Source organism: Streptomyces sp. NBC_00388 (assembly GCF_036061255.1).
Classification (GTDB): domain Bacteria; phylum Actinomycetota; class Actinomycetes; order Streptomycetales; family Streptomycetaceae; genus Streptomyces.
Map to the genome: position 1 here is coordinate 2088536 of NZ_CP107948.1, position 24432 is coordinate 2112967.

Consider the following 24432-nt stretch of genomic DNA (forward strand, 5'->3'; position numbering starts at 1 on the left):
TGAACACTCGGCCAGGGCTCAGCCCTTGCGGTAGGACGTGTCCAGGTCGCGGGTCTCGGCGGAGAGGTGCACCGTGCTCCGTGTGGGCGCCAGATACCGGCGGGCGATGTCGAGCACCGCCTCGCTCAGCCGCGCCTTGGCCTCGTCGGTACGGCCGGCCAGCAGCGCGATCTCCACATGCACCACGGCGTCGTCGGCCGCGCCGTCGCCCGCCACGAACCCGGCGGCCCTGACGAAGCGCGTCTTGCAGGCGGGGAGCCCGGCGGAGACCGTCTCCACGACGACCGGGTGCAGGGCGAGCGCGAAGCCCCTGCGATCGAAGGCGTCCTCCAGGGACTCGGAGTACTCGACGGTGATCTGCGGCATGGCGGTGTTCCTCCTGGCGTACGTCCGGTCCGGACGGCGTCCGGACCTGCGGGCAGGGCGGAGCGGCGCGCTGCCGGCGCCCAGCCTCGCACGCCGGTGGTGCGGCAGGCCGCACGGGAGTGTCCCGCCGCTGCTCAGCCGGTGCGCCGGGCCGTCGATCCCCGCACCACCAGTTCGGGCTGGAAGACGAACTCCGTGCGCTGGACCGGATTCCCGCCGATCTCCTCCAGGAGCGCACCCACCGCCGCCGCGGCCATCGCCTGGACCGGCTGGCGGACGGTCGTCAGCGGTGGACTCGTGAAGGCGATCAACTGCGAGTCGTCGAATCCGACGACCGAGACGTCGTCGGGCACGTCGAGGCCGCGTTCACGGGCCGCCCTGACGACGCCCAGCGCCATCATGTCGCTGCCGCAGACCACGGCCGTACAGCCCTGGTCGAAGAGCGCCCCCGCCGCGGCACGGCCGCCCTCGACGCTGAACAGGGTGTGCTGGACGAGGGCTTCGGCCTCCTGCGCCGACTGGCCGAGCCGGGCCGCCACCGCCTCGATGAACCCCTCGCGCTTGCGGCGCGAGGGCACATAGCGGGGCGGCCCGACCGCCAGGCCGATCCTCCGGTGTCCGAGGTCCGCGAGGTGGCGTACGGCCATATGGGCCGCCGCGTGGTCGTCGGGCGAGACGAAGGGTGCGCTGATGCGTTCGTTGTAGCCGTTGATCAGGACGAACGGCACCCCGCGCTCGGCGAGACCGGCGTAGCGCGCGGGGTCCGCCGAGGTGTCGGCGTGCAGCCCGGAGAGGAACACGATGCCGCCCACCCCGCGCTCCACCAGCTGCTCGACCAGTTCGTCCTCGGTGGCGCCGCCCGGCATCTGCGTACAGAGGACCGGGGTGTAGCCGTATCCCACCAGCACCTGCTCCACGGCCTGGGCGAAGGCCGGGAAGATGGGGTTGGTCAGCTCGGGGGTCACCAGGCCGATCAGGCCGGCGCTGCGCTGGCGCAGCCGCACCGGCCGCTCGTAGCCGAGGACGTCGAGCGCCGCGAGCACCCGCTGGCGCGTGGTGTCCGCGACGCCCGGCTTTCCGTTGAGCACCCGGCTCACGGTGGCCTCGCTGACGGCGGCCTGCGCGGCGATGTGCGCGAGCCGGGGCGGTGCGGTCACACCGACCACCAGACGGTGCTGTCCGCGGGCAGCTCGAACTCGTCCCCGCTCACGTCGGTTTCGGTGCTGGCGAGCACCAGCCGGCCGGGCACGGGCAGGCGTACGGGGCTGCCCGTGGTGTTCACCGTGCAGCGGAAGCCGGGGCGGGCGAAGGCCAGTACGCCGTCCGGGGCGCCGGGCAGCCATTCGACGGATTCCCCGGCGCCCAGGCCGGGCAGGTCCCGTCGCGCCGCGAGCGCACCGCGGTACAGCTCCAGGGTGGATCCGTGGTGACCGGTCTGCGCCTCGGCACTCAGCGCGCCCCAGCTCGCGGGCTGCGGGAGCCAGCTGCCGCCGCTGCCGAAGCCGTACGAGGAGCCTTCCGCGGTCCACGGGATCGGCACCCGGCAGCCGTCGCGGAAGCCGTCCTGCCCGGCCGCGCGGAAGAAGGACGGGTCCTGCCTGACCTCGTCGGGCAGGTCGGTGACGTCCGGCAGGCCCAGCTCCTCGCCCTGGTAGAGGTAGGCCGAGCCGGGCAGGGCCAGCATCAGCAGGGTCGCCGCGCGGGCCCGCCGCAGGCCGAGGTCCCGGTCGCCGGGGGTGCGGATCTGGGTGCCGGCCGGCGGGTTGGCGAAGCGGGTGGCGTGCCGGGTCACGTCGTGGTTGGAGAGCACCCAGGTGGCGGGCGCGCCCACCGGGCGCATCGCGGCCATCGAGACGTCGATGACCTCGCGCAGCTCGGCCGCGTCCCAGTGGGTGCCCAGGTACTGGAAGTTGAACGCCTGGTGCAGCTCGTCGGGGCGTACGTAGTTGGCGGTGCGCTGCACGGTCGGGGTCCAGGCCTCGGCGACGGCTATCCGCTCGCCCGGGTACTCGTCGAGGATCGTGCGCCAGGAGCGGTAGATCTCATGGACGCCGTCCTGGTCGAAGAAGGGCATGACATCGTTGCCGAGCAGCCGGAGCTGGTCGGCGTCGCCGAGGTCGGGCAGGCCGGCCGCCTTGACGAGTCCGTGGGCGACGTCGATCCGGAATCCGTCGACGCCCATGTCGAGCCAGAACCGCAGGATCGAGCGGAACTCGTCGGCGACGGCCGGGTTCTCCCAGTTGAGGTCGGGCTGCTCGGGGGCGAACAGGTGGAGGTACCAGGCGCCGTCGGCGACCCTGGTCCAGGCGGGACCACCGAAGATGGACTCCCAGTCGTTGGGCGGGAGTTCACCGTTCTCACCCTTTCCCTCGCGGAAGTGGTACCGGTCGCGCAGCGGCGACGAGGGGCCGTCGCTGAGGGCGCGCCTGAACCATTCGTACTGGTCGGACGTGTGGTTGGGTACCACGTCCACGATGATCCGCAGGCCCAGGCCGTGGGCGTCGCGGATCAGCGCGTCGGCGTCCAGGAGCGTGCCGAACATGGGGTCGATGGCCCGGTAGTCGGCGACGTCGTACCCGGCGTCGGCCTGCGGGGAGGCGTAGAAGGGCGAGAGCCAGACGGCGTCCACACCGAGGTCGCGCAGGTACGGCAGGCGGCTGCGGACGCCTTCGAGGTCTCCCATGCCGTCGCCGTTGCTGTCGGCGAAGCTGCGCGGATAGACCTGGTAGATCACCGCGTCCCGCCACCAGCCGGTGCGGGCAGCGGCCGACGGGGCGGCGGCGTGGTCGGCAGGGGCGGCGGAGTGCTGAGTCATGTCTTCCCTGGATGTGTCGGACGCGTGGGGCGTTCATGGGGCGTACGGGAGGCGGTGCGGGGCTCAGCCCTTGGTCCCGCCCGCCGTCAAGCCAGTGACCAGGTGTTTCTGCACCAGGTAGAAAATGACGGAGACGGGGATGGCGATGAGGACGGCGGTGGCCGCCATGTAGTTCCACTGGGCGTCGTGCTCGCTGACGAAGCTGGACAGGCCCACCGCGAGGGTGTACTTGCTGTCGTCGAGCATGAAGGTCGACGCGAAGGCGACCTCGCCCCAGGCGGTCAGGCAGGTGTAGAAGGCGGCCACCGCGAGACCGGGCCTGGCGAGCGGCAGGATGAGCCGCCAGAAGGTGCCGAAGGGGCTCAGCCCGTCGACGCGTCCCGCCTCGTCGATCTCGTACGGGATGGTGTCGAAGTACCCCTTGAGCATCCAGGCGCAGTACGGCACTGCGGTGGAGCAGTACACGAGGATCAGGGCGCCGAAGGTGTCGATGAGGCCGAGGTCCGCGAGGATCACGTACATCGGGACCATGAGGACGGCGACCGGGAACATCTGGGTGACCAGCAGGAGCCACATCAGCTTCTTGTGGCCGGGGAACCTCATCCGCGAGACCGCGTAGCCGGCGGTGGCGGCCATGAATACGCCGATGACGCTGGTCACGACGGCGATCAGGGCGGTGTTGCCGAGCCAGGTGAAGAAGCGGGTGTGCTCCAGGACGAACGAGTAGTTGGAGAACGAGACCTTGGACCAGATCCGGCCCGGGTGCAGGTAGTCGCTCTTGTCGGGGCCGAGGGAGAGGTAGGCCAGCCACGCGATCGGGAAGAGCGCGATGAGACTGGCGATGCTCAGCGCCGTGTGGGAGAGCACGGTGGCCCTGCGGCTCGGCCGGTCGCGGCGGGCCGTGCGGTCCGGCCGCCGTGCGGCGGGCGCCGCCGGCTCCGCGGGGGCGGTCTCTGTGGTGAGGGTCGTCATCGGGATCCTGCCTTCTTGTTTCCGGCCCGGTCTCAGCTGTTGGCCTTCTCGCTACGGGCCAGCCAGCGCCGGTAGAAGGAGGTGAAGACGATCAGGATGGAGAGCAGCAGCACGCCGTAAGCGGCGGACTGGGCGTAGTCCCTGGGCTGCTGGCCGAAGCCGAGGCGGTAGGCCCAGGTGACGAGGATCTGGGCGTCCGGTGCGCCGTTGCCGAACAGCAGGAAGATGATGGCGAACTGGTTGAACGTCCAGATGATGCCCAGCAGGACGACGGTGGAGCTCACCGAGCGCAGCCCGGGCAGGGTGACGTGGAGGAAGCGCTGCCAGGGGCCGGCCCCGTCCATCTCGGCGGCCTCGTACAGGTCCGCGGAGATCGACTGGAGGCCGCCGAGCAGCGACACCATCATGAACGGCACGCCGCACCAGGTGTTGACGAGGATCGCGGCGAGCTGCTGGAAGTGCGGCTCCTCCAGCCAGGCGGGCTGGGGCAGATGGAGGCTGCCGAGCAGCGAGTTCACGATGCCGGAGTCGCCGAGCATGATCCGCCAGGAGAAGACGGTGACGAACGTCGGCACGGCCCAGGGCAGGATCAGGAGCATGCGGTAGAAGGTCCGGCCGCGCAGCTTCTGGTTGAGCAGCAGGGCGAGGCCGAGGCCGATGCAGTAGTGCAGCGTCACGCAGGCGGCGGTCCAGACGATGGTCCAGAGGAAGTGGGACCAGAAGCGGTCCCAGGCCGTCGGCCCCCAGAGGATGTCCGCGTAGTTGTGCAGCCCGATGAACTTGTAGGTGGCGTCGATGTGGTTGACGCCGATGGTGCGGGCCGAGTTGAGGCTGTTCGCGTCGGTCAGGGTGAGGTAGAGGCCCTGGACCAGCGGATAGCCCACCAGCACACCGAGGACGACGACGACCGGGGCGGCCATCGCGTAGGCGTACCAGTGCTTCTGCCAGGAGTGCTTGAGGCGCTGCGCCGGCCCACGACGCCCGGGGCCCGCGCCGGCGACGGCAACGGTCATCTTGACACCTTTTCAGGGGAGTTCGGCTCGACGGTCGGCCGCCGGGTCCGCGCGGTGCGCGGGCCCGGCGGCCGGCGGATCACTTGGTGAAGTCGGGGACCAGCTTGGCCATGGCCTCGTCCAGGGCCTTGACGCCGTCCTGGAGCGACTCCCTGCCGTCGGCGACCTTGGGCAGCTCGGTGTCCATCGGGCCCCAGAGCGAGCTGTACTCGGGCAGTTCGGGCCGCGGCTGCGAGGCGCTGAGCACCTTCTGGAAACCGGCGATGCCGGGGTCGGCCGTGACCCCGGGGGTGTAGGCGTCGGAGCGGGTCGGCAGCGTGGAGTTCTTGAGCGCGATCTGCTCCTGGCTCTTCGCCGATGTCATGAAGTTCAGGAACTTCAGCGAAGCGGCCTGGTGGGCCTTGTCCGAGCCCGCGTAGACGGCGAGGTTGTGGCCGCCGGTCGGGGCGCCCGCCTTGCCTGCGGAGCCGGCCGGGACGGTGGCGATGCCCAGGTTCTTCTTGTCCTTGAAGGCCGAGCCCTTGTAGAAGTTCGTGATCTCCCAGGGTCCCTGGATGATCGAGGCGACCTTGCCGTTGACGAAGGCGTCCTGCTGGTGGGCGTAGGCGTCGGCGGTGGTGTCCGGCTTGTGCAGTCCGGGGCCGCTGAAGAGGCCCTTCCAGGTCTCCAGGCCCTTGACCGCCGGGGCGCCCGCGATGGTGACCTTCTTGTGCGCGAGGTCGACCGTGTCGGTGCCCTCGCCGTACAGGAAGGGCTGGGCGTAGTAGCCGGCGGTGCTGGCCCAGTAGCCGTCGACCTTCGCCTTCGACTTGACGGCGGCGGCGTCGCTCTTCAGCTCGCCCCAGGTGGCGGGGGCCTTGGTGATGCCCGCCTTGGCGAAGATCGCCTTGTTGTAGACGAAGGCGAGGGTGTCGGTGACCAGCGGGACTCCGTAGGTCTTGCCGTCGAACTGCGCCTGCTTCAGCAGGTTGGGCTCGAACTGCGCCTTGTCCTTGAGGGCTTCGGTGCCGTCGAGCGGAAGGAAGTAGCCCTTCTTGGCGAAGGCGGGGGTCCAGCCGACCTCGGAGCGCAGCACGTCCGGGGCGCCCTTGGCCCCGGCGGCGGTGTCGAACTTGTTCTGCGCCTGGTCGAAGGGGACGTTGACGTAGGTGACCTTGACGCCCTTGTTCGCCGCTTCGAACTCCTTGACCAGCGCACGGTAGGTCGGGGCCTCGTTCGTGGCGTTCGAGGTGTCCCACCAGGTGATGGTGGTGGGACCGTCCGCCTTGCCACTGCCGCTGTCGCCGCCGCAAGCCGTCGCCGCGAGCGCCAGGGTCGCAACCAGGGCGGTGGCCGCTATGCCACGTCGCATGTGAACTCCTTCGAGGGGTGCCGCTCCATCACGGCTCCGGGTCGTCGAGGAACGTAACAAGGATGAAAGAAGACCGAAAGACCTTGCGAAGAATTTCTGCAAGAAGCCGTCTTCGTTACCGTGACGTGTCCGCACGGTTGCCGTGATGACCCTTGCCAAACGGGCCTTACTGGCCCTTCGGACCCGGTTTCCCGGCCGGTGTCCGCCCCCGCAAGGGCTTGCAAGACTGTTACTTTCAGCGTGCACCGGCGTTGTTCCCGTACGTTGCAGGCCTTCCGAAAGGGATCACCCATGACGCAGCAGCTCACCGGCGCCACCACCGCGGCCGGGACCGGCACCCGGTGGTGGCGGGACGCTGTCATCTACCAGGTGTACGTGCGGTCCTTCGCGGACAGCGACGGTGACGGCATCGGAGATCTGCGGGGCATCGAGGGGCGGCTGCCGTACCTCGCGGAGCTGGGCGCCGACGCGGTCTGGCTCACCCCCTTCTACGGGTCGCCGCAGGCGGACGGCGGCTACGACGTCGCCGACTACCGGGTCGTGGACCCGCTGTTCGGGACGCTGGCCGACGCCGAGTCGCTGCTGCGCACCGCACACGGGCTGGGGCTGCGGGTGATCGTGGACGTCGTCCCCAACCACACGTCGGACCGGCATGTGTGGTTCAGGGAGGCACTGGCGGGCGGCGGCCGGGCCCGCTACCACTTCCGCCCCGGCCGGGGCGCCGACGGCGAACTTCCGCCCAACGACTGGCAGTCGGTGTTCGGCGGCCCGGCCTGGACGCGGGTCGCCGACGGCTCCTGGTACCTCCACCTCTTCGCCCCGGAACAGCCCGACCTCAACTGGGAGAACCCGGAGGTGCGCGCGGAGTTCGAGGCGATCCTGCGCTTCTGGCTGGAGCTCGGCGGGCGCGGCGTGGACGGGTTCCGCGTCGATGTGGCACACGGCATGGTCAAGGCGGCCGGGCTGCCCGACATCGGCACCGCCGAGCAGGTGCAGATGATCGGCTCCCAGACCCTCCCCTTCTTCGACCAGGACGGGGTGCACGAGATCCACCGCGCCTGGCGCACCCTGCTCGACTCCTACGCCGGGGAGCGCATCGGTGTCGCCGAGGCATGGGCCCCCTCCGCCGGGCGTCTCGCGCTGTACGTCCGCCCCGACGAACTCCACCAGGCCTTCAACTTCCAGTTCCTGCGGTGCCCGTGGGACGGGGCGGCGATGCGCGCGGTGGTGGACGAGTCGCTGGCGGCGACCGCCTCGGTGGGGGCGCCCACCACCTGGGTCCTCTCCAACCACGATGTCGTACGGCATGTGACGCGGTACGGCGGCGGGGCGGCCGGACTGCGCCGGGCCCGGGCCGCCGCGCTGCTGATGCTGGCGCTGCCCGGCTCCGTCTACCTCTACCAGGGTGAGGAGCTGGGACTGCCCGAGGTCACCGACCTCCCCGACGAGTTGCGCGAGGACCCGTCGTTCTTCCGCAGCGCCGGGCAGGAGGGGCTCAGGGACGGCTGCCGGGTGCCGATCCCCTGGACCGGGGACGGCCCCTCGTACGGCTTCGGGCCCGGCCCGGGGTGGCTGCCGCAGCCGGAGTCCTGGGGGAAGCACTCCGTGGCCGAGCAGACCGGCGACCCCGGCTCGACGCTGGAGCTGTACCGCACAGCGCTCGCGCTCCGGCGCCGGCTCGCCGGCCTGGGCGACGGCCCGATGCACTGGCTCGACGGGCCCGAGGGCGTCCTCGCCTTCTCCCGGCCGGGTTTCGTCTGCACGGTGAACACCCTCCCCCGCCCCGTCGAACTGCCCGCGCCGGGACGGCTGCTGCTCTCCTCGGCCGCCCCGGACATCTCCGGTGAATCGGTGCGCATTCCCGGCGATTCCTGCACCTGGTGGGCAATCTGACACCCGCCCGGTACAGTCCATTCCCATGACCGCACGGCTTGCCGACATCGCAACCCAGGCGGGGGTCAGCGAAGCGACGGTCAGCCGGGTCCTCAACGGCAAGCCGGGGGTAGCCGCGGCCACCCGCGAGTCCGTACTCGCCGCACTCGACGTCCTCGGTTACGAACGTCCGGTCCGGCTGCGGCAGCGCAGCGCCGGACTGGTCGGCCTGATCACACCCGAGCTGGAGAACCCGATCTTCCCGGCGCTGGCCCAGGTCATCGGCCAGGCGCTGACCCGCCAGGGGTACACCCCGGTCCTGGCCACCCAGACGCCCGGCGGCTCCACCGAGGACGAGCTCACCGAGATGCTGGTGGAGCGCGGGGTCGCGGGCATCATCTTCGTGTCCGGTCTGCACGCGGACACCACGGCCGACATGCGGCGCTACGAGCGGCTGCGCGCCCAGGGTGTCCCGTACGTCCTGGTCAACGGCTTCTCGCCGAAGGTGCAGGCACCCTTCATCTCGCCCGACGACCGTGCGGCGATGCGGCTGGCCGTCACCCACCTCGCGTCGCTCGGCCACAGCCGGATCGGTCTCGCGCTCGGCCCGCGCCGCTTCGTGCCCGTCCTGCGCAAGACGGAGGGCTTCCAGGCGGAGATGAAGGCCACGTTCGGTCTTTCGGCCGCCGGGAGCGAGAAGCTGATCCAGCACTCGCTGTACACGCTGGAGGGCGGCCAGGCAGCGGCGTCCGAGCTCATCACGGCGGGCTGCACGGCGGTGATCTGCGCCAGCGACATGATGGCACTCGGTGCCATCCGGGCCGCCCGGCAGCTGGGGCTCGACGTCCCGCGCGACATCTCGGTGGTCGGCTACGACGACTCCCCGCTCATAGCGTTCACGGACCCCCCGCTGACCACGATCAGGCAGCCGGTCACCGCCATGGGCCAGGCAGCCGTCCGCGCACTCCTCGAAGAGGTCGGCGGCACCCCCGCACCGCACAGCGAATTCGTCTTTATGACCGAGCTGGTAGTCCGTGGTTCCACCGCGTCCGGGCCGGGATCCGCGCCCGGCCCGGTATCCCGGGCCGGGGACGTCAACAAGGCGTAGCGGGTGCGGTCCCGGCCGTCCCGGGGGATGATCTGTGGAAAGCCGAGTTTCTGGCAGACTCTTCCCCTATGGGTGAAACGACCGTGAAGACACTGGACGGCCATCCGGCCACCGCGTCACCCGTCGTGGCCAAGGAGCCTCACATCTCAGTCATCGGGCGTCTGCGTGCGCCCCGCCGCCCCCGTATCTGGTTCGAAGTACTGCTGATCGCGGTGAGTTACTGGGGTTACTCCCTCATCCGCAACGCGGTGCCGGAACAGAAGTCGGAGGCGCTGCGCAACGCGGACTGGATCTGGAGCGCCGAGCACCTTCTCGGTATCTCGGTCGAGCAGAACATCAACCACGCCGTCAACACGGTGACATGGCTGATCGTGTCGATGAACTACTACTACGCGACACTGCACTTCATCATGACCATCAGCGTCCTGATCTGGCTGTTCCACTTCCATCCGGGGCGCTATGCGGCGGCCCGTCTGGCGCTCTTCGCGACGACCGCGGTGGCGCTGGCCGGTTACTACCTCTTCCCGCTGGCGCCACCCCGGCTCATGAACAACAGCCACTTCATCGACACCGTGCTGGTACACCAGACCTGGGGCTCGATGGCCTCGGGCAACCTCAAGAACATGTCGAACCAGTACGCGGCGATGCCCTCGATGCACATCGGGTGGTCCCTCTGGTGCGGCCTGATCATCTTCGCGCTGGCCTCCGCCCCCTGGGTGCGGATCCTGGGACTGCTGTACCCGGCGGTGACCCTGCTGGTGATCGTCTCGACGGCCAACCACTTCTGGCTCGACGCGGTCGGCGGGATGCTCTGCCTGGCCTTCGGGGCGGGACTCTCGTACGCCTGGTACGGGGCGCTGCCGCACCGGCTGCCACGGGTCCCGGAGAAGGTCAGGGCGGGCGGCACCTTCACCCCCGGCATCCACGGCACCCTGAAGCCGGTCCACGCGAAATCGGTCCCCTCCGAGCGCTGAGGCCGCTGAGGCCCCTGAGGCCGCTGAGGCCCCTGACGGGCCTGTGCGGGTGCCTGGGGACCGGGCGGCCGGGGCTGCGCCCCCTCAGAGGAGCCTCAGAGGAGCGCGCTCCCCCTCACCCGGCAGCCGTCCCGCTACGCGCCGTAGAAGCGCTCCTCCATGACTCCGCGTGCCCGCCGCGTCGCCCGCCGGTAGTCGTCCAGCATGTCGCCGACGTGCCCCGTCTCGTAGCCGAGGTAGCGCGCCATGGCGGCCAGCTCGCGCCCGTCGGACGGGAACGTGTCGCCGGCCCTCCCCCGCACCAGCATCACCGCGTTGCGCACCCGTGAGGCCAGCACCCACGCCTCGTCCAGCGTCTGGGCGTCCTCGGTGGAGAGCAGCTCCGCGGAGTGGGCGGCGGCCAGCGCGGTCCGGGTCCGCGTGGTCCGCAGCCCCGGGACCTCCCAGCCGTGCCGCATCTGCAGCAGCTGGACGGTCCACTCCACGTCGCTGAGCCCGCCCCTGCCCAGCTTCGCGTGGAGCGTCGGGTCGGCCCCGCGCGGCATCCGCTCGGACTCCATCCGCGCCTTGAGCCTGCGGATCTCGCGTACGGCGTCCTCACCGATCCCCTCGTCGGGGTAGCGCAGCGGGTCGATGAGCTCGATGAAGCTGCGGCCGAGTGCGGGATCGCCCGCCATAGGCTCGGCCCGGAGCAGGGCCTGGCTCTCCCAGACACCCGACCAGCGCCGGTAGTACGCGGCGTAGGAGGCCAGCGTCCGCACCATCGGTCCGCTCTTGCCCTCGGGCCGCAGGTCCGCGTCGATCAGCAGCGGCGGGTCGGCGGTCGGCAGCTGCAGGAGCCTGCGCATCTCGGCGACGACGGCGTTGGCGGCCCGGGCCGCCTCCTGGTCGTCCACACCGTCCCGCGGCTCGTGCAGGAAGAGCACATCGGCGTCCGAGCCGTAGCTCAGCTCGTGGCCGCCGAAGCGGCCCATGCCGATGACAGCGAAGCGGGTGGGCAGGGTGTCGCCCCACTGTGCCCGTACGGCAGCCCGCAGCGCGCCCGCGATGGTGGCGGCGTTCAGATCCGTGACGGCGTTGCCGACCCGGTCGACCAGCGCGCCGGGGTCGGACTCCGCCGGGTTCTCCTCGGTGCCGTACGAGCCGATGAGGTCGGCTGCGGCGGTACGGAACAGCTCGCGGCGGCGGACCCCGCGCGCGGACGTGACGGCGCCCTCGGGGGTCTCGGCGCGGCCGACGGCCGAGAGGACCTCCTGCTCCAGGATCTCCCGGCCGCGCGGTTCGAGCCCGCCGCGCGCGCCGAGCAGCGCGACCGCCTCCGGGGCACGCAGCAGCAGGTCGGGGGCGAGCCTGCCGGCCGAGAGGACCCGGGCGAGGTTCTCGGCCGCGGCGCCCTCGTCCCGCAGCAGCCGCAGGTACCAGGGCGTCTTGCCGAGGGCGTCGGAGACCTTGCGGAATCCGAGCAGCCCGGCGTCCGGGTCGGCCGAGTCCGCGAACCAGCCGAGCAGCACCGGCAGCAGGGTGCGCTGGATGGCGGCTTTCCGGGAGACCCCCGAGGACAGCGCTTCGAGATGCCGCAGGGCGCCGACCGGGTCCGCGTAGCCGAGGGCTTCGAGGCGCTGTCCCGCCGCCCTGGGGCTCAGCCTGATCTCGCCGGGCGCCAGCTGGGCGACGGCGTCGAGGAGCGGTCGGTAGAAGAGCTTCTCGTGCAGCCGCCTGACGACCGTCGCGTGACGCTTCCACGCCTTGGTGAGCTCGACGACGGGGTCGGTGCGCAGCCCCAGCGAGCGGCCGAGCCTGCGCAGGTCGGCCGGGTCGTCCGGGACCAGGTGGGTGCGCCGGAGCCGGTACAGCTGGATCCGGTGCTCCATGGTCCGCAGGAAGCGGTAGGCGGCATCGAGCTGGGCCGCGTCGGTCCTGCCCACATAGCCGCCGGCCGCCAGCGCGTCCAGGGCCTCCAGGGTGTTGCCGCTGCGCAGGGTCGCGTCGTTGCGGCCGTGCACGAGCTGGAGCAGCTGCACGGCGAACTCCACGTCGCGCAGGCCGCCCGGCCCGAGTTTCAGCTCCCGGTCGACCAGTGCCGGAGGGATGTTGTCGATGACCCTCCGGCGCATCTTCTGGGCGTCCGCGACGAAGTTCTCCCGCTCCGACGCCTGCCACACCAGCGGTCCGACCGCTTCGGTGTACTCCGTGCCGAGCGCCTGGTCACCGGCGACCGCGCGGGCCTTGAGAAGGGCCTGGAACTCCCAGGTCTTGGCCCAGCGCTCGTAGTACGCGAGATGGCTGGAGAGCGTACGGACCAGCGGTCCGTTCCGTCCCTCGGGCCGCAGATTCGCGTCGACGGGCCAGATGGTGCCCTCGATGTTGGTGTCGGAGCAGATCCGCATCAGCAGCGCGGCGAGCCGGGTGGCGGCCTGCATCGCTCCGGTCTCGTCGGCGCCCCCGGCGGGCTCGGCGACGAAGATGACGTCCACGTCGGAGACGTAGTTGAGCTCGTGACCGCCGCATTTGCCCATCGCGACGACCGCGAGCCGGCAGAGCGCCGCGTCCTCAGGCGCCTCGGCCGACGCGATCCGCAGGGCGGCGCGCAGGGTGGCGGTGGCCAGGTCGGCCAGTTCGGCGGCGGCCTCCCTGACATCGGTGGTGCCGCAGACGTCCCGGGCCGCGATGGCCAGCAGGCACCGCCGGTAGGCGATCCGCAGGGTCACCGCGTCGTTCGCCTCGGCGAGCCCCTGCTCGAACTCGGCAACGCCCGGATGCAGGTCTGCCGTCTCGTAGGTGACGAGGGCGTGCCAGTCGTGCGGGTGCCGTGCCAGATGGTCGCCGAGCGCCTCGGACGCCCCCAGGACACCCAGCAGCCGGTCGCGCAGCGGCTTGGCCGCGATCAGCGTGTCGAGCAGCGACTGCCGCTCGTCGGACTCCTGGGACTCGGCCATGCGCACGAGACCGATCAGGGCGAGGTCCGGGTCGGCGGTGGCGCCGAGCGCGTCGAGCAGGACCGAATCGTCGCGTACGGAGGCGAGCTCGGGGGCGCCGAGCAGCCGCTCCGCCGCCGAGGGGTCCGTAAAACCGTGGCGGAGCAGCCGGGTGAAGGTACTGCCCCTGCGTCCCGGCGCGCTCATGCTGCCGCCTCCTGTCACGTGCCCCTGCTGATCGGAACACCGGTTGATCGAAGTCCGGTTCCGAGCGTAGTCGCAGCGGGCTGCGGTGGCGCTGCCGCGTCTCGCCCGGCGGGGCTCGCGCGACCCGGCGGGAGGGCGGACGGGGGCGGGCGGGCGGGAGGGCAGGGGCGCGGAGCAGGGGACGGAAGGTCGGAAGGGCAGGGAATGGAGGGGCAGGGCAGCCGGCCGCCGGAGCGGGAGCCGGCTGCCCCGGGGGCACTCCGGGGGCAGCCGGGGGTGGCCCGCTACTGCCCGATGCCGTTCTCCTCCGTAGCCCCCGAGCTGCCCAGGGTCACCTTGGCGATGGACTGGCAGGTGTCGCTGAGGCTCGACGAGTTGAAGGTGCCCTTGCCGGCGCTGGTGGTGGGGATGCCGAACAACAGCTTGGAGTATTTGGCGTCGGCGCAGACCGTTGCGGGGTTGTTCCAGTCGAAGTACTCGGTCCAGCTGTTGAAGCTGGACCCGGCCATCGGATGGTCACCGTCGATCTTGATGGTCCCGAGGACCGTGGTGGTCCCCGCCGTCTTGTCGGCGATGGAGTACTTCCAGGAGGAGCCGGACTGCTGCGCCGCCTCCATCGCGTACTGGTGCCCCTCGACCGGGCGCTGGTCGAGACGGCAGGTCTTGCCGGTGCCGCTCTCGTCGAAGTCCTGGCAGTAGGTGCCGGAGCCGCCCGCGGTGGCCTCCGTACCGTTCCAGATCGAGACGAGGAACATCCCCCCGCCGTCCTGGTGGGTCTGGAACCCCATGTACCCGGAGGCCCCGCTGCCCGCGAAGTCGAACTGGGTCGACCAGTAGGCGTTGTAGTTGCCCGGCGAGTGCTGGAGCGTCATCGGGATCGAGACCGATGTGACGTCGGAAGGCGCACTCCAGTAGGCGTACGTACCGGGCGTCTGCCCGGTGCCGGCGGCCTGTACGGGGGCCGCGGTCCCCATGAGCAGCACGGCGGCGCCCGCCGCCGTGGCCAGTGTTCCCGTGGTGAGCAGGTGCCGCATCCGCATGTGTGTCTCCTGAGTGGGGGTGGAGTGCACTGATGGCGTTCACGTGGCCGTGCGACCCCGGTGAGCGGTTCTGCTCGCCGGGGGCACCGGACAAGCACGTTCACGCATCAACTGCCGCTGCGTCAACGGCTGGTGACGAAAAGACAAGAGCCGCACCGCAAAGTCCAAGAGCCACTCGGCCGGACTCCGGCAACGCCGGAAAAGCCGCGAGGCCCGCCCGGTCGAACGGCCGGGCGGGCCTCTCCACGTGGCACTGCGACAGGCGCTACAGCACCGGCAGGTTCTTCCGCAGCTCGAAGGCGGTGACCTCGGAGCGGTACTCCTCCCACTCCTGCTTCTTGTTGCGGAGGAAGAAGTCGAAGACGTGCTCACCGAGCGTCTCGGCGACCAGCTCGCTGCGCTCCATCAGCTCGATCGCCTCGCCCAGGTTCTGCGGCAGCGGCTCGATTCCCATCGCGCGCCGCTCCGAGTCGGTGAGCGCCCAGACGTCGTCGTCGGCGCCGGCGGGGAGCTCGTAGTTCTCCTCGACGCCCTTGAGCCCGGCCGCGAGCAGCAGCGCGTAGGTCAGATAGGGGTTGGCCCCGGAGTCGATGGAGCGGACCTCGACCCGCGCCGATCCGGTCTTGCCCGGCTTGTACATCGGGACGCGGATCAGCGCCGAGCGGTTGTTGTGCCCCCAGCAGATGTACGAGGGTGCCTCGCCGCCCGCTCCCGCGCTGCGTGCCGAGCCGCCCCAGATGCGCTTGTACGAGTTGACCCACTGGTTGGTGACCGCGGAGATCTCGGCGGCGTGCGTGAGCAGGCCCGCGATGAAGGACCGTCCCACCTTGGAGAGCTGGTACTCGGAGCCGGACTCGTAGAAGGCGTTGCGGTCGCCCTCGAAGAGGGACAGGTGGGTGTGCATGCCCGAACCGGGGTACTCACTGAACGGCTTCGGCATGAAGGTGGCCTGTACCCCCTGCTCCAGCGCGACCTGCTTCATGACCAGCCGGAAGGTCATGATGTTGTCCGCCGTCGACAGCGCGTCGGCGTACCGCAGATCGATCTCCTGCTGGCCGGGCGCGCCCTCGTGGTGGCTGAACTCGACGGAGATGCCCATGGATTCGAGCATGGTGATCGCCTGGCGGCGGAAGTCCATGCCGACGTTCTGCGGAGTGTGGTCGAAGTAGCCGGAGTTGTCGGCGGGGGTGGGGCGGGTCCCGTCGAGCGGCTTGTCCTTCAGGAGGTAGAACTCGATCTCCGGGTGGGTGTAGAAGGTGAAACCCAGGTCGGAGGTCTTGGCGAGGATCCGCTTCAGCACATAGCGGGGGTCGGCGAAGGACGGCGAGCCGTCCGGCATCAGGATGTCGCAGAACATCCGCGCGGTCCCGGGGGCCTCCGCACGCCAGGGCAGGATCTGGAAGGTGCTGGGGTCCGGCTTGGCGATCATGTCGGACTCGTAGACCCGCGCGAAGCCCTCGATGGCCGATCCGTCGAAGCCGATGCCCTCGTCGAAGGCCTGCTCCAGCTCGGCGGGTGCCACGGCGACCGACTTCAGGAACCCGAGGACGTCGGTGAACCACAGACGCACGAAGCGGATGTCGCGCTCCTCCAGCGTACGGAGCACGAATTCCTGCTGCTTATCCATACCGTTCCTACCTATCCTTGCTGGTCAGCCACCTGCTCCCACGCCTCCGGAGACACCGGGGCTCATGAGCATCCCACCACACCATTTCCGGCATGTTGCGAACCTTCGTCCGAACATCTCACCCCGCTCGGGTGTACCGCAGAATCCATTGTGAGTCACGTGTCGGTCGCGAACGTGCCAGGGTCGGCCACCCCTCTGCCGTGCCGCATGCCCCGCCATTACGATCTGAGCCCCCGGCCCGTCCGTACCCCACAAGGACTTGAGGACTCATCGATGGCTTCGACGCAGGGCTCGAAGAACGATCGCAAGACCCGTATAGAGGAGATGCGCCGCGCCGAGAAGTCGCGCGAGCGCCGTGTCCGTATCGCCGTGATCACCGTGGCGGCGGTCGCCGTGGTGGGTCTGGCCGGCTTCGGCACGTATCTCGTCAGCAACAGCTCGTCCGGCTCGAAGTCCGACAGCGCCGCGTCGGACGGCAAGTCCGGCGGCGGCACGACGGCCGGCCCCATCAAGGGTGAGAGGGACTGGGACATCAAGAAGCTCGGCCGCACCCATGTCACCACGAAGGTGCACTACCCGATGACACCGCCGGTGGGCGGCAACCACAACCAGGTCTGGATGGACTGCAACGGGAACGTCTACACCAAGCCGCTCCCGGACATGAACGCCGTGCACTCCCTGGAGCACGGGTCGGTCTGGGTCACCTACACGGACAAGGCCCCGGCGGCCGATGTGAAGAAGCTCGGCGCCAAGGTGGCCAGGACCCCGTACTCGCTGATGAGCCCGTACCCCGGTCAGCCGGGCACGATCATGCTCAGCGCCTGGGGCAAGCAGGTGACGGTGGACAGCGCCGACGACCCGAGGGTCAACCAGTTCTTCACCAAGTACGTGCAGGGCCCGCAGACCCCGGAACCGGGCGCGGCGTGCACGGGCGGGCTGGCCGGCCAGTGACCCGGAGCACCCGGCTGATGGCCGTGGCCGCCGCCGTCCTCGTGCTGCTCTGCGTGGCCGCCGCGACCATGGCGTTCACCACCGGCGACGACAGCCCGGCCGCCCCGGCCGCGCACACCCCCACGGAGGGCTCGGCGGACGCCGGCTTCGCCCGTGACATGTCGGTCCACCACCAGCAGGCCGTGGAGATGTCGTTCATCGTGCGGGACCGCACGAAGAACACCGATGTGCGCCGTCTCGCCTACGACATCGCCAACACCCAGGCCAATCAGCGCGGCATGATGACCGGCTGGCTGAATCTCTGGGGGCTGCCGGTGAGCGACGCCGCCCGGGAGCCGATGCAGTGGATGGGGATGGGCCAGGAGCCCTCGGCCGACGGGGCGTTGATGCCCGGTATGGCCACCACGGCCCAGCTCGACACCCTGCGAAAGCTGAGCGGCAAGAAGGCGGAGATCCTCTATCTGCAGCTGATGACGGCCCATCACAAGGGTGGTATCCACATGGCGGAGGGCTGTGTGCAGCTCTGCAGGGTCGGCACGGAGAAGAAGCTGGCGCAGGGGATGGTGGCCGCCCAGCAGTCGGAGGTGCAGCTCATGGCCGATCTGCTGAAGGAAAGGGGCGCTTCGCCAGCAACCGGATCAACTGACCATTCATGACCGTTCCTTGAGCTCTTCTTGGTCATTGCATGCCCCTGGCGTGAGCAGTTCATCGGGCAGGGTGTGGCGTACACGCGTACCTGCGACGAACCGCAATCAGGGGGTTCCATGAGATCCAGCCGCTCGAAAATGCGCGCCGGGCTGAGCGTGGCAGCGACACTGCCACTGCTCGCCGGCGCGCTGGCTCTGTCCATACCCAGCGCCAACGCCGACTCCGGTACGGGCAGCCGCCACGCGATCCAGGGCACCAAGCCGCTGTGGGCCAAGGCCTCCGCCGACCGCGGAGCCAGCGCCGACTCGGGCCGGGTGAACGCACGTGTCTATCTGGCCGGGCGCGACGCCCAGGGCCTGGCGGCGTACGCGAAGGAGGTGTCGGACCCGCAGTCCGCCTCCTACGGCAAGTACCTGAGCGCGAAGCAGGCCAAGACCCGCTTCGGCTCGACACCCGCGCAGGTCAAGCAGGTCACGGCCTGGCTGAAGTCGGCGGGCCTGAAGGTCACCGGGTCGAACGAGCACTACGTCTCGGTCAGCGGCGACGTCAGCGCGGCCGAGAAGGCGTTCTCGACCCAGCTGCACAACTACCGCAAGGGCACCAAGACCTACCGGGCCCCGACGGCGACGGCCTCCGCGCCTGCTTCGCTCCAGGGTGCGGTGCTGACGGTCGTGGGCCTCGACAACGCCCCGCACGTGGTCAAGCACGACACGACGACGCTGCCGCCGCCGAGCGCCGTCTTCAAGAACGCCGGACCGATGTCGTCGTACTACGGCTCGAAGGTCAACAAGAAGCTGCCGAGCGCGTACGGCGGGAAGGCCCCCTACGCGATCAAGGGCTACACGGGCAAGCAGCTGCGGTCCGTCTACGGTGCGGGCGACAAGACCGGCAAGGGCGTCACGGTGGCCATCACCGACGCCTACGCCTCGCCGACCATCGCCGAGGACTCGGCCAAGTACGCCCAGCGCAACGGCGACAGCAAGTACGCCAAGGGCCAGCTCTCCCAGGTGCTGCCGAGCGACTACACCGACATCGACGAGTGCGGCGCGGCCGGCTGGTACGGCGAGGAGACCCTCGACGTCCAGGCCGTGCACGCGGTGGCGCCCAAGTCGGACATCGTGTACGTCGGCGCCGCTTCCTGCAACGACGACGCGCTGCTCGACTCGCTGGGCAAGGTCGTCGACAACCACCTCGCCGACATCGTCTCCAACTCGTGGGGCGACATCGAGGGCACCCAGACACCGGCCTCGGCCGCGGCCTACGACCAGGTGTTCCAGCTGGGCGCCGTCGAGGGCATCGGCTTCTACTTCTCCTCCGGCGACAACGGCGACGAGGTCGCCAACACCGGTACGAAGCAGGTCGACACCCCGGCCAACTCCGCCTGGGTGACGGCGGTCGGCGGTACCTCGCTCGCCGTCGGCAAGGGCGACAAGTACCAGTGGGAGACCGGCTGGGGCACCCTGAAGTCGACCCTCTCCGACGACAGCAAGACCTGGACGGCCTTCCCCGGCGCGTACACCGGCGGCGCGGGCGGCGGCACCAGCAAGACCGTGGCGCAGCCGTTCTACCAGCGCGGCGTGGTGCCCGGGAAGCTCGCCAAGTTCAACGGCAAGACCCCGATGCGTACCGTTCCCGACATCTCGGCGGTCGCCGACCCCAACACCGGTTTTTTGGTGGGGCAGACGCAGACCTTCCCCGACGGTTCGCAGCAGTACAGCGAGTACCGCATCGGCGGCACCTCGCTGGCGGCTCCGGTCATCGCGGGTGTCCAGGCGCTGGCACAGCAGTCGCAGCACGGGGTGCCGATCGGGTTCGCCAACCCGTCGATCTACTCCCGCTACGGCACGTCGGCGTACCACGACGTCACCGACCACCCGCTGGGCGCGGGCCACACCCAGTCGGTCGTCCGGGTGGACTTCGCCAACAGCGTGGACGCGAGTGGCGGTCTGCTGACCTCGCTGCGGACGCTCGGCGCGGACGCCTCGCTGGTCGCCACCGTCGGCTACGACGACGTGACCGGTGTCGGCAGCCCGGGCCGGAGCTACATCAGCTCCTACGCCCGGCGCTGACCACTGCCGGCCGGCTCTGCCGTCCGCACTGCGCTCACCCGTGGTCGCACGCAGTGACCGCATCCGCCGCCCCGCTCCCTGGAACCCGTATCGCGGGTGGGGGCGGGGCGGCTTCGCAGTGACATACCGCGCATCCTCCCGACAGGACATCGCGTCAGAGAGACGATTAGACTGGCCCCGTGCCTCAACTACGCCTCGCACTGAATCAGATCGACTCGACCGTCGGTGACCTCGCCGGCAACGCCGAGGCCGTCGTCCACTGGACCCGGCGCTCCATCGAGCAGGGCGCCCATCTGGTGGCGTTCCCCGAGATGATGCTGACCGGTTACCCCGTCGAGGACCTGGCCCTGCGGTCGTCCTTCGTCGACGCCTCCCGGGCCGCACTGCGGGCGCTCGCCGCCCGGCTCGACTCCGAAGGGTTCGGGGACGTGCCCGTCGTCGTCGGCTACCTCGACCGCACGGAGCAGGCCCAGCCCCGCTACGGGCAGCCCGCCGGCGCCCCGCGGGACGCCGGGGCCGTGCTGCACCGCGGGGAGGTCGCGCTCACCTTCTCCAAACACCACCTGCCGAACTACGGCGTCTTCGACGAGTTCCGCTACTTCGTCCCGGGCGAGACCCTCCCCGTGATCCGGGTGCGCGGTGTCGACGTCGCGCTCGCGATCTGCGAGGACCTCTGGCAGGACGGCGGCCGGGTGCCCGCGACGCGGTCCGCGGGGGCCGGGCTGCTGCTCTCGATCAACGCCTCGCCCTACGAGCTGAAGAAGGACGACCAGCGTCTTGAGCTGGTCCGCAAGCGGGCCCGGGAGGCCGGCTGCACCACCGCGTACGTCGCGATGACCGGCGGCCAGGACGAGCTGGTCTACGACGGCGACTCGATCGTGGTCGACAAGGACGGTGAAGTCGTCGCACGGGCGCCGCAGTTCACCGAGGGCTGTGTGGTGGTCGACCTGGAGCTGCCGGCCGCGGGCAAGGTCCCCTCCGGCGTGGTCGCCGACGGTCTGCGCATCGAGCACGTCACGCTCTCCACCGAGCCGGTCCCGGCGTACGAGGCCGAGCTGCCCGGCGGCTACGCGGACCGGCTGGACGACGACGAGGAGCTCTACACCGCGCTGGTCGTGGGCCTGCGGGCGTACGCCGCGAAGAACGGCTTCTCCTCGGTGCTCATCGGGCTCTCCGGCGGTATCGACTCCGCGCTCGTGGCGGCCATCGCCTGTGACGCGCTCGGCGCGAAGAACGTGTACGGCGTCTCGATGCCGTCCAAGTACTCCTCGGACCACTCACGCGGCGACGCGGCCGAGCTGGCCCGGCGTACCGGGCTCAACTACCGGACCGTGGAGATCGCGCCGATGTTCGACGCGTACATGGAGTCGCTCTCGCTCACCGGCCTGGCCGAGGAGAACCTCCAGTCGCGGCTGCGCGGCACCACCCTGATGGCCATCTCCAACCAGGAGGGCCAGATCGTGCTCGCGCCGGGCAACAAGTCCGAGCTGGCCGTCGGGTACTCGACCCTGTACGGCGACTCGGTCGGCGCCTACGGGCCGATCAAGGACGTCTACAAGACCTCCGTCTTCCGGCTCGCCGAGTGGCGCAACCGGGCGGCGGCCGAGCGGGGCCAGACCCCGCCGATCCCGGAGAACTCGATCTCCAAGCCGCCCAGCGCCGAGCTGCGTCCCGGACAGGTCGACACCGACTCGCTGCCGGACTACGAGGTGCTCGACGCGATCCTGGCGCGGTACGTCGACGCCGACCAGGGCCTCGACTCCATCGTCGCGGCCGGGTTCGACCCGGAGCTGGTGGCGAAGACGCTCCGGATGGTGGACACCGCGGAGTACAAGCGGCGCCAGTACCCGCCGGGCACCAAGATCTCCGCGAAGGGGTTCGGCAAGGACCGGCGGCTGCCGATCACGAACCGCTGGCGCGAGAAGAGCTGAGCGCACGCTCCGTACGGGGGCCTTCCGCGATCACGCGGGAGGCCTCCTTCGGCGTACCGCGGTCGAGCAGCCCCGCGGTCACCGCGATGGCGAGGCCGATCACGGCGAGCCCGGCGCCCACCAGCGTCGGTGACATCCAGCCCCAGCCCGCCGAGATGGCGACCCCGCCGAGCCAGGCGCCACCGGCGTTCGCCAGGTTGAACGCGGAGTGGTTGGAGGCCGAAGCCAGCGTCGGCGCCGAGCTGGCCTTCTGCATCACCAGCATCTGCAGCGGGGTCGTGGTCATGAAACCGACCGCGCCCAGGAGCACCACGCTGACCAGCGCGGCCCACTTCACGTGGACCGTGAAGTCGAACGCGACCAGTACGAGGGCGAGCGCGCCCAGTGAGCCGTACACCGTGGGGCGCAGCGCGCGGTCGCTCAGTGGCCCCGCGGCCAGCGCGCCCAGCGTCATCCCGATGCCGAAGAGCGCGAGCACCAGGGTCACCGAGGACTCGGAGAAGCCCATGACCTCGGTGGTGATCGAGGCGAGGTAGCTGTAGACGGCGAAGACCCCGGCGAAGCCGAAGACCGCGGTGAGCAGCCCGAGGAGCACCTGGCGGTTGCCGAGGGCGCGCATCTCGTGGCGCAGCCCCTGCCGCGCGTCGACGGGGACGTACGGGACGAGCCTGGCCAGCGCGGCCAGCGCCACCAGCCCGATCACGCCGACCACGACGAACGTGGCGCGCCACCCGAGGTGCTGCCCGAGCAGGGTCGCTGCGGGTACGCCGACGATGTTGGCGATGGTCAGGCCGAGGAACATGGTGGCGACGGCGCGTCCGCGCCTGCCCTCCTCGACCAGCCCCGAGGCGACGACCGCGCCGACACCGAAGAAGGCGCCGTGCGGCAGCCCGGCGAGCACGCGCCCGGCGAGCAGCCAGCCGAAGCCGGGCGCGAAGGCGGATGCCAGGTTGCCGACGGTGAACAGGGCCATCAGGAGCAGCAGCATCCGCTTGCGCGGGATGCGGGAGCCGAGCGCGGTGAGCAGCGGAGCGCCGACCACGACGCCGATCGCGTAGGCGGAGACGAGGTAACCCGCGGTGGGCACTGAGGTGCCCAGGTTGTCGGCGACGTTGGGGAGCAGGCCCATCATCACGAACTCGGTGGTGCCGATGCCGAACGCGGAGATGGCCAGCGCGAGCAGGGCCAGGGGCATGGAGGAAGACCTTCTCTTACGAGAGCGGGAACGCGGGGGACGGTGCGGCGGTGCACAGAGGAACCAGCTTAAGTTCTCCTGCTGAACAAAGTCTCGCCGCTCCGTTGTTCCGGCAGGTGAACGCGCCGTTACGTGACGCGTATCTCTTCCGGCAGCCCGTTGTTCCCGGACTCACGCTCTCGCGGCCCCGTGACCGGCCCGTGCCGGCTGCCCGGCCCCGGGCGGCCGGGGTGGTTCAGAGCCTGATGCGGGCCGCGATCGGCAGATGGTCGCTGCCGGTATCGGGCAGCGTCCAGGAGGAGACCGGATCGGCGCCCTTGACCATGATCTGGTCGATCCGCGCCATCGGGAAGCGCGCCGGCCAGCTGAAGCCGAAGCCGTTGCCCGCGGCGCCCTGGGTGGAGCGCATCTGCGCGGTCACGGCGTTCAGCGAACGGTCGTTCATCGTCCCGTTGAGGTCGCCGAGGAGCACCACGTCGTGCAGCGGCTCCTTCCTGATGGCCGCACCCAGCGCGTCCGCGCTCTCGTCGCGCTGCGAGGCGGTGAACCCGGCATCGAGCTTCACGCGCACCGAGGGCAAGTGGGCGACGTACACGGCGGCCTTGCCCTTCGGGGTGGCGATCGTGGACCGCATCGCGCGCACCCAGCCGAGCCTTATGTTGACGGGCCGGGTGTCGCTCATCGGGTACTTGCTCCAGAGCCCGACCGTGCCCTCCACCGCGTGGTACGGGTAGGCGGAGGCGAGAGCGGTCGTGTAGGCCGAGACCTTGCCCGCGGCCAGTTCCTCCAGGGCGACTACGTCGGCGCCGGACGCCGCGACCTTCCTGGCTGTGCCCACCGGGTCGGGGTTGGCCGCGTTCACGTTGTGGGTGGCGACCACCAGATCGCCGCCGGACGCCGACTTGTCGCTGATCAGCCCGCCGAAGGTGTTCAGCCAGACGATGACGGGCAGCAGCAGGACGACCAGCGCCGTGGCCGAGCGGCGCAGCAGGGCGAGGACGAGCAGGACCGGGATGCCGACCACGCCGAACCACGGCAGGAACGTCTCGGTGAGGCTGCCGAGGTTGCCGACGGTGTTGGGGATCCGGGAGTGGAAGAGCATCGTCAGCGTGAGCAGTACGGCGAAACAGGCGAGGACGATGCCGCGGCGCCAGATCCCGCGGTCGCCCCGCCAGTGCCCGCCGAAGAGGCGCCTGTCGCCGGATTCGGGACGCCCGGGCTCCGCGCTGCCGTGTTCCGCGTCCGTGAAGTGCGCCTGCGCCATACCGTTGCCCTCGCTGCCTTGCCGTGCACGCCGTACCGCCCTTGACCCTAGGCGATGCTCCGGCACTTTCCGCGCCGTGCTGACACGGCCGTACTGTCACGAGGACGTGGCAAG

General features: G+C 70.4%; 18 protein-coding genes. 7 read left to right on the forward strand and 11 right to left on the reverse strand.

Features of this window, described 5'->3' with window-relative positions:
* Positions 1–18: 18 nt before the first annotated feature.
* The 6 genes from OG917_RS09520 to OG917_RS09545 all read right to left on the reverse strand — a co-directional run bounded on the left by OG917_RS09520 (position 19) and on the right by OG917_RS09545 (position 6517).
* Positions 19–366: a 5-carboxymethyl-2-hydroxymuconate Delta-isomerase gene (locus OG917_RS09520; RefSeq protein ID WP_328317124.1), complete on the reverse strand. Its 348-nt coding sequence runs from the start codon at positions 364–366 to the stop codon at positions 19–21.
* 134 nt (positions 367–500) lie between these two features.
* Positions 501–1535: a LacI family DNA-binding transcriptional regulator gene (locus OG917_RS09525; RefSeq protein WP_443059064.1), complete on the reverse strand. Its 1035-nt coding sequence runs from the start codon at positions 1533–1535 to the stop codon at positions 501–503.
* The gene (locus OG917_RS09530) at positions 1520–3181 is read right to left on the reverse strand and encodes a glycoside hydrolase family 13 protein (protein ID WP_328317126.1); all 1662 of its coding nucleotides are present in this window, start codon (positions 3179–3181) and stop codon (positions 1520–1522) included. The genes OG917_RS09525 and OG917_RS09530 overlap by 16 nt, the downstream gene beginning before the upstream one ends.
* Before the next feature lie 63 nt (positions 3182–3244).
* Positions 3245–4153, reverse strand: a complete 909-nt coding sequence (locus OG917_RS09535; protein WP_328317127.1) for a sugar ABC transporter permease — start codon at positions 4151–4153, stop codon at positions 3245–3247.
* 32 nt (positions 4154–4185) lie between these two features.
* Positions 4186–5166 carry a carbohydrate ABC transporter permease gene (locus OG917_RS09540; protein ID WP_328317128.1) on the reverse strand — a complete coding sequence of 327 codons (981 nt, stop codon included), beginning with the start codon at positions 5164–5166 and terminating at the stop codon, positions 4186–4188.
* Between the two features lie 79 nt (positions 5167–5245).
* Positions 5246–6517 (reverse strand): extracellular solute-binding protein, encoded by a 1272-nt coding sequence (locus OG917_RS09545; protein WP_328317129.1) that lies wholly within the window; start codon positions 6515–6517, stop codon positions 5246–5248.
* Positions 6518–6808: 291 nt separating this feature from the next.
* Here OG917_RS09545 and OG917_RS09550 point away from each other — a divergent pair, with 291 nt between their 5' ends.
* The 3 genes from OG917_RS09550 (at position 6809) to OG917_RS09560 (ending at position 10471) form a co-directional block, all read left to right on the forward strand.
* On the forward strand, positions 6809–8410 hold the full coding sequence (locus tag OG917_RS09550) for a glycoside hydrolase family 13 protein (protein WP_328317130.1): 1602 nt from the start codon (positions 6809–6811) through the stop codon (positions 8408–8410).
* A gap of 25 nt (positions 8411–8435) precedes the next feature.
* On the forward strand, positions 8436–9497 hold the full coding sequence (locus OG917_RS09555; RefSeq protein ID WP_328317131.1) for a LacI family DNA-binding transcriptional regulator: 1062 nt from the start codon (positions 8436–8438) through the stop codon (positions 9495–9497).
* A gap of 68 nt (positions 9498–9565) precedes the next feature.
* Complete coding sequence (locus OG917_RS09560) at positions 9566–10471, forward strand: phosphatase PAP2 family protein (protein WP_328317132.1); 906 nt, start codon at positions 9566–9568, stop codon at positions 10469–10471.
* Positions 10472–10605: 134 nt separating this feature from the next.
* On the opposite strand, the gene OG917_RS09565 is transcribed toward OG917_RS09560, so the two are convergent.
* The 3 genes from OG917_RS09565 to OG917_RS09575 all read right to left on the reverse strand — a co-directional run bounded on the left by OG917_RS09565 (position 10606) and on the right by OG917_RS09575 (position 16260).
* The gene (locus OG917_RS09565) at positions 10606–13593 is read right to left on the reverse strand and encodes a bifunctional [glutamine synthetase] adenylyltransferase/[glutamine synthetase]-adenylyl-L-tyrosine phosphorylase (protein WP_328317133.1); all 2988 of its coding nucleotides are present in this window, start codon (positions 13591–13593) and stop codon (positions 10606–10608) included.
* Positions 13594–13877: 284 nt separating this feature from the next.
* Complete coding sequence (locus tag OG917_RS09570; RefSeq protein WP_328317134.1) at positions 13878–14633, reverse strand: DUF3472 domain-containing protein; 756 nt, start codon at positions 14631–14633, stop codon at positions 13878–13880.
* A gap of 265 nt (positions 14634–14898) precedes the next feature.
* Positions 14899–16260 (reverse strand): glutamine synthetase family protein, encoded by a 1362-nt coding sequence (locus OG917_RS09575; RefSeq protein WP_328317135.1) that lies wholly within the window; start codon positions 16258–16260, stop codon positions 14899–14901.
* A 273-nt stretch (positions 16261–16533) separates the two neighbouring features.
* Between OG917_RS09575 and OG917_RS09580 the strand changes: the two genes are divergently transcribed.
* From OG917_RS09580 to OG917_RS09595, 4 genes are all read left to right on the forward strand, one after another.
* The gene (locus OG917_RS09580; RefSeq protein ID WP_328317136.1) at positions 16534–17211 is read left to right on the forward strand and encodes a DUF3105 domain-containing protein; all 678 of its coding nucleotides are present in this window, start codon (positions 16534–16536) and stop codon (positions 17209–17211) included.
* A gap of 17 nt (positions 17212–17228) precedes the next feature.
* Complete coding sequence (locus OG917_RS09585) at positions 17229–17867, forward strand: DUF305 domain-containing protein (RefSeq protein WP_443059065.1); 639 nt, start codon at positions 17229–17231, stop codon at positions 17865–17867.
* A 108-nt stretch (positions 17868–17975) separates the two neighbouring features.
* On the forward strand, positions 17976–19928 hold the full coding sequence (locus OG917_RS09590; protein WP_328317138.1) for a S53 family peptidase: 1953 nt from the start codon (positions 17976–17978) through the stop codon (positions 19926–19928).
* A 179-nt stretch (positions 19929–20107) separates the two neighbouring features.
* Entirely contained in the window at positions 20108–21859 is a 1752-nt protein-coding gene (locus OG917_RS09595; RefSeq protein ID WP_328317139.1) for an NAD+ synthase, read from the forward strand.
* On the opposite strand, the gene OG917_RS09600 is transcribed toward OG917_RS09595, so the two are convergent.
* Together OG917_RS09600 and OG917_RS09605 are read right to left on the reverse strand one after the other, a co-directional pair.
* Positions 21831–23054 (reverse strand): MFS transporter, encoded by a 1224-nt coding sequence (locus OG917_RS09600; protein ID WP_328317140.1) that lies wholly within the window; start codon positions 23052–23054, stop codon positions 21831–21833. The two genes, OG917_RS09595 and OG917_RS09600, sit on opposite strands and share 29 nt — an antisense overlap.
* Before the next feature lie 235 nt (positions 23055–23289).
* Positions 23290–24318, reverse strand: a complete 1029-nt coding sequence (locus OG917_RS09605; RefSeq protein WP_328317141.1) for an endonuclease/exonuclease/phosphatase family protein — start codon at positions 24316–24318, stop codon at positions 23290–23292.
* Positions 24319–24432: the final 114 nt, after the last annotated feature.

What these genes read in the sequence shown, in the direction of transcription:
- OG917_RS09520 (WP_328317124.1), bottom strand. Translation starts at nt 366, where the DNA reads ATGCCGCAGATCACCGTCGAGTACTCCGAGTCCCTGGAGGACGCCTTC.
- OG917_RS09530 (WP_328317126.1), bottom strand. Translation starts at nt 3,181, where the DNA reads ATGACTCAGCACTCCGCCGCCCCTGCCGACCACGCCGCCGCCCCGTCG.
- OG917_RS09535 (WP_328317127.1), bottom strand. Translation starts at nt 4,153, where the DNA reads ATGACGACCCTCACCACAGAGACCGCCCCCGCGGAGCCGGCGGCGCCC.
- OG917_RS09540 (WP_328317128.1), bottom strand. Translation starts at nt 5,166, where the DNA reads ATGACCGTTGCCGTCGCCGGCGCGGGCCCCGGGCGTCGTGGGCCGGCG.
- OG917_RS09545 (WP_328317129.1), bottom strand. Translation starts at nt 6,517, where the DNA reads ATGCGACGTGGCATAGCGGCCACCGCCCTGGTTGCGACCCTGGCGCTC.
- OG917_RS09550 (WP_328317130.1), top strand. Translation starts at nt 6,809, where the DNA reads ATGACGCAGCAGCTCACCGGCGCCACCACCGCGGCCGGGACCGGCACC.
- OG917_RS09555 (WP_328317131.1), top strand. Translation starts at nt 8,436, where the DNA reads ATGACCGCACGGCTTGCCGACATCGCAACCCAGGCGGGGGTCAGCGAA.
- OG917_RS09560 (WP_328317132.1), top strand. Translation starts at nt 9,566, where the DNA reads ATGGGTGAAACGACCGTGAAGACACTGGACGGCCATCCGGCCACCGCG.
- OG917_RS09565 (WP_328317133.1), bottom strand. Translation starts at nt 13,593, where the DNA reads ATGAGCGCGCCGGGACGCAGGGGCAGTACCTTCACCCGGCTGCTCCGC.
- OG917_RS09570 (WP_328317134.1), bottom strand. Translation starts at nt 14,633, where the DNA reads ATGCGGATGCGGCACCTGCTCACCACGGGAACACTGGCCACGGCGGCG.
- OG917_RS09575 (WP_328317135.1), bottom strand. Translation starts at nt 16,260, where the DNA reads ATGGATAAGCAGCAGGAATTCGTGCTCCGTACGCTGGAGGAGCGCGAC.
- OG917_RS09580 (WP_328317136.1), top strand. Translation starts at nt 16,534, where the DNA reads ATGGCTTCGACGCAGGGCTCGAAGAACGATCGCAAGACCCGTATAGAG.
- OG917_RS09585 (WP_443059065.1), top strand. Translation starts at nt 17,229, where the DNA reads ATGGCCGTGGCCGCCGCCGTCCTCGTGCTGCTCTGCGTGGCCGCCGCG.
- OG917_RS09590 (WP_328317138.1), top strand. Translation starts at nt 17,976, where the DNA reads ATGAGATCCAGCCGCTCGAAAATGCGCGCCGGGCTGAGCGTGGCAGCG.
- OG917_RS09600 (WP_328317140.1), bottom strand. Translation starts at nt 23,054, where the DNA reads ATGCCCCTGGCCCTGCTCGCGCTGGCCATCTCCGCGTTCGGCATCGGC.
- OG917_RS09605 (WP_328317141.1), bottom strand. Translation starts at nt 24,318, where the DNA reads ATGGCGCAGGCGCACTTCACGGACGCGGAACACGGCAGCGCGGAGCCC.